5 protein-coding genes are annotated in these 4,591 nt (G+C 67.0%); all 5 read right to left on the bottom strand.

Going from position 1 to position 4,591, the window contains the following annotated elements; all coding sequences use genetic code 11:
* Window positions 1-204: 204 nt before the first annotated feature.
* Window positions 205-1,131, bottom strand: a complete 927-nt coding sequence (locus tag WA317_RS09915) for a phosphatidate cytidylyltransferase (RefSeq protein ID WP_425172865.1) — start codon at window positions 1,129-1,131, stop codon at window positions 205-207.
* A 21-nt stretch (window positions 1,132-1,152) separates the two neighbouring features.
* The gene (gene frr / locus WA317_RS09910; protein WP_425172864.1) at window positions 1,153-1,710 is read right to left on the bottom strand and encodes a ribosome recycling factor; all 558 of its coding nucleotides are present in this window, start codon (window positions 1,708-1,710) and stop codon (window positions 1,153-1,155) included.
* A gap of 37 nt (window positions 1,711-1,747) precedes the next feature.
* Window positions 1,748-2,548, bottom strand: a complete 801-nt coding sequence (gene pyrH, locus WA317_RS09905) for a UMP kinase (protein WP_425172863.1) — start codon at window positions 2,546-2,548, stop codon at window positions 1,748-1,750.
* A gap of 154 nt (window positions 2,549-2,702) precedes the next feature.
* Window positions 2,703-4,022, bottom strand: coding sequence for a UDP-glucose dehydrogenase family protein (locus WA317_RS09900; protein ID WP_425172862.1), 1,320 nt, complete (start codon window positions 4,020-4,022; stop codon window positions 2,703-2,705).
* Window positions 4,019-4,591, bottom strand: a 573-nt coding sequence (locus tag WA317_RS09895; RefSeq protein WP_425172861.1) for a glycosyltransferase family 9 protein, incomplete at its 5' end; no start/stop codon positions are given. The genes WA317_RS09895 and WA317_RS09900, both read right to left, overlap by 4 nt.

Below are 4,591 nucleotides of genomic sequence, written 5' to 3'. Positions count from 1 at the left end.
GCCTGCCGCGTCGAGGTCGGCCAGATGCCGGGGCGGCAACGCGCGGCGCGGAGCCTCGAAGATTATTTGTTGCGTCATGATCACTGTCCAGTGTGACGTGCTTTGCTTCCGAGAGGCCAGGAGTTCGGTTACCGCACCCTGTCGCTGAAGTCGGTCCGGGCCAGCGGGGTGCTGCAGGTCCGCTGAGCGGCAGCACCGCCCAAATCAGGCCAGCAGCGCCAGGACGATCCAGCCCATGGCCGCCGCGGGCAGGTATCCGTCAAACCGGTCCAGCACACCGCCGTGACCGGGTATCAGGCTGCCCATGTCCTTGATGCCCAGGTCGCGTTTGACTTGGGATTCCACCAGGTCGCCGAGCGTTGCGGTGACGACCACGACCACGCCCAGCGACGCGCCCACCCAGATCGGCTTGTGCGCCAGCAACGTCACGCCCAGCACTGTGGCGGTGATCCCGAGCAGCAGTGAGCCGACCAGACCCTCCCAGGACTTCCGTGGGCTGATGGTGGGCACCATCGGATGCCTGCCGATCAGCACACCGAGGGCGTAACCACCGACGTCGGAGCAAACCGTTCCCGCCGCCACCGAGAACGCGAAGTCGTGACCGTGCGCGGGATAGATCAGCAATGCGGCGAACGAGGCGAACAACGGCACCCAGACGGCCAGGAAGATCGACGCCGAAACGTCGCGCAGGTAGTTGGTCGGGGCGGCGGTCTCTGAATCGTGCGCTGCCCGCCTGCCGTGCGGACTGATCAGCCGCCAGATCATGATGATCACGACGGTGCCCCCGAAGCCGCCCAGCGCTCCGTGGACATTGAACGGTGCGGTCAGCCAGATCATGGCCTGGCCACCGACGACCAGCGGGATGACCGGAATGACGTACCCGGCAGCACCCAACCGGCGCGCCACCTCCAAGGTGCCCAGCAGCGCGCCGGCCGCCAGGATCGCGACGTACCCCCACGGCTTGTGCCATAGCAGGCTGGCGGCGACCAGGCCGGCCATGACGGCGCCCACGACGATCGCCACCGGCAGGTTGCGTCCGGTCCGCGACGTCTTCGCCGCATCGGCCGGCGAATTCGCACCTCGCGCCGGTTTTTCGGGCGGTTTACCTGCGGCGGTATCGGTGTGTGCCACGGACGTTACGCTGAGCGGTCGTCAGACCTCCAGCAACTCGCCTTCCTTGTGCTTGACCAGGTCGTCGATCTGGGTGACGTACTGGTGCGTGGTCTTTTCGAGGTCCTTCTCGGCGCGGCCCACCTCGTCCTCGCCGGCCTCTCCCTCCTTGCGGATTCGGCCCAGCTCCTCCATCGCTTTACGCCGGATGTTGCGCACTGAGACTCGGGCTTCCTCGCCCTTGTGCTTGGCCTGCTTGACCAGGTCGCGACGACGTTCTTCGGTCAACTGCGGCACGGCCACCCGGATGAGGGTGCCGTCGTTGGTCGGATTGAGCCCGAGGTCGGAGTTGCGGATCGCGGTTTCGATGGCATGCAGCTGGCTGGTTTCGTAGGGCTTGATCACCACAAGACGTGCTTCGGGAACATTGATGCTGGCCAGTTGAGTAATCGGGGTGGCCGACCCGTAGTAGTCGATGACGATCCGGGAGAACATGCCGGGGTTGGCCCGTCCGGTGCGGATGGTGGCCAGGTCGTCGCGCGCCACCGACACGGCTTTTTCCATTCGCTCTTCGGCCTCGAACAGCGTCTCGTCGATCATGTCCGCCGCTCCTCTGCATCGTCACCGGCTGTACCCACTACGCCCTCCCGTTCGACACCAGTGTGCCGATTTTCTCACCTGAGACCGCGCGGGCGATATTCCCATCGGTCAGCAAGTTGAACACCAGGATCGGCATGCCATTGTCCATACACAGGCTGAACGCCGTCGCGTCGGCCACTCGCAGCCCCCGGTCGATGACGTCCCGATGGCTGATGGCGGTGAGCATTTCCGCGTTCGGGTTCACTCGCGGATCTTCGGTGAACACCCCGTCGACCGCTTTGGCCATCAACACCACATCGGCGCCGATCTCCAGCGCCCGCTGAGCAGCCGTCGTGTCGGTGGAGAAGTAGGGCAGACCCATACCGGCCCCGAAAATCACCACGCGCCCCTTCTCCAGATGCCGGCGAGCGCGCAGCGGAATGTAAGGCTCGGCCACCTGCCCCATCGTGATCGCCGTTTGCACCCTGGTGGCGATACCCTCCTTCTCTAAAAAGTCTTGCAGCGCAAGGCTGTTCATGACCGTTCCGAGCATCCCCATGTAGTCCGAGCGAGTGCGTTCCATGCCGCGCTGCTGCAGCTGCGCGCCGCGGAAGAAGTTGCCGCCGCCGATGACGACGGCGACCTGCACGCCGCTGCGGACGACTTCGGCGATCTGGCGGGCGACCAGGGCCACCACGTCGGGGTCCAGCCCCACCTGTCCGCCGCCGAACATCTCCCCGCCGAGCTTCAGCAACACCCGTGAGTATTTGGGCCGACTCGGCACCGGCGCGCCGCTATGCCCACGGTCGGTCTGGGGTCCCTTAACGCCATCGGTGCTGATCGGCTCCGGCTCGGTCATCAGACTCCTCGCATGACTGCGCCATCCCGGCTGTCAGCCCGGACGGCAGCTCCATCCTGCCTTACGGCCGCACCGGAGGTAGCTGTAGTCCGGATTACTGCGCCGAACGTGTCATCGCCGATAACCGGCGGCGGATCCGCGCTCGGACCCAAACCTAGTAACCGTCGGCTGTTCCGTTGCCTAAATAAGCGAGTTGCGCGGCGACCACTAATTCCCGGCTGAGAATGTTGCGGGTGTCCACGACAACAGCACCGCCCTCGGCGCAGCGGGCAATCGATTCCCAGTCGAGTTCGTTGAACTCCGGCCATTCAGTGAGCACCAGGATGGCGTCGGCGTCTTTGGCCGCGACGTAGGGATCGCGAGTGGTGGCGACCGGTACCCGACGGGTGTCGATGACGTCGAGGCGCGGATCGTATGCGGTCACCTGAGCGCCGACGGACTTGAGGGCTGCACAAACCGCAATGGCCGGCGAATCCCGGACGTCGCTGGTGGCAGCTTTGAACGTGAGACCGAGGGCGGCGACTTTCAGCTCGTCGAGCGGACGGTCGAGCACCCGGCGCAGCGTGTCCACGATGCGCCCGGCCTGTGCGCCGTTGGTGCGCCGCGCCGAGTCGACCTCCCGCAATGCGGTGTCGTGCGCCCTGCCGGTATGCAACAGCGCGGCGGTGTCCTTCGGCAGGCACGACCCACCCCAACCGGGACCGGGTGCCAGGAAATGCCGGCCGATCCGCTCGTCGGCGCCCATGCAGCCGGTGACGTCACCGATGTCCGCGCCGACCCGGCTGCACAGCTGGGCGAGCGAGTTGACGAACGACAGCTTGACCGCCAGGAACGCGTTGCTTGCGTACTTGGCCAGCTCAGCGCTTTCCAGGCTCATCAGCAAGACGTTGTCAGTGTCGCCCTCGTAGAGCTTGGCGACCCGGGCAGCAGCGTCTTCGCCGTCGTCGGTGTCCGGTAAAGCGCCGACGACCACCCGCTCAGGGTGTTGGAAATCGTGCAGGGCATGCCCCTCCCGGAGAAACTCCGGGTTGGCCACGGTGTGAATGCCTCCGGCGCGCAGGGTTTCGCTGAGCCGGCGGCAGGTGCCGACCGGAACCGTCGACTTCACCGCCACCACCGTTCCAGGTCGCATCACGTCGCTCAGTTCGGCCACTGCGCGGTCGACCGCGCGCAGGTCGGCGCTGCCGTCGACGTTGGTTGGGGTAGGAACGCAGACGAATACGATGTCGCAGTCGGCGAGCGACCGGTAGTCCGACGTAAAGCGCAGCGTGTCCCGCTGCAGCCCGGTAGCCAGCAGGTCGTCCATCTCCGGCTCGTCGATCACGGCCCGGCCGCGGCTCAACTCGGCGACCCGGGCGGGGTCGGTGTCCACGCACACGGTGTCGACGCCTTTGACGGCCAGGCACACTGCGCTGGTCAGGCCGACGTAGCCGGCGCCGACCACGCCTACCTTGCTTCGGGGTGCGGCGCTCATGCGCATTCCGCGAGAACCTGGCGGGTGGCGTCGAGGACTTGCGCAGAGCTGATCAGCAGCAGCCCACGATCCGGGCGCTGCCCGTGCGGGTCACCGGAGATGCCCGCCCACATCGTGACGTGCCGGCCGTCACCGCGCGGCCCCCACCGGCTGGGTGGGGTCGGTCCGAACAAGAGCACCGACGGCGTGCCGGTGGCGGTGGCGATGTGCGCCACACCGGTATCACCGCAGACCAGCAGCCGGCAATCGCTGACCAGTGCCACCATCCCGAGAACGTCGAGTTGTCCGGCCAGCACTGAGGTTTCGGGCAGGCCCGCTTCCGCGGCGATGGCGTCCGCGAGCGGCTTCTCGGCGGCCGACCCGGTCAGCACCACGCGGTGGCCGGCCGTACTGAGCGCTGCGGCCACCACGGCGAAGCGGTCAGCGGGCCAGCGGCGTGACGGGGCGGCCGCCCCCGGGTGAATGACGACGACGCCGTCGCGGCGCGGGTATCCGGGCGGACGGCTCAGCGCGAGATCTGCTGTGTCACAAGTGATGCCGGCTGCACCCAGGAGTGCAAACCACCGGTC

This window comes from Mycobacterium sp., from assembly GCF_049802695.1.
Classification (GTDB): domain Bacteria; phylum Actinomycetota; class Actinomycetes; order Mycobacteriales; family Mycobacteriaceae; genus Mycobacterium.
Note: the sequence above shows the minus strand (reverse complement) of the source record. Positions and strands in the feature narration are given on the sequence as shown.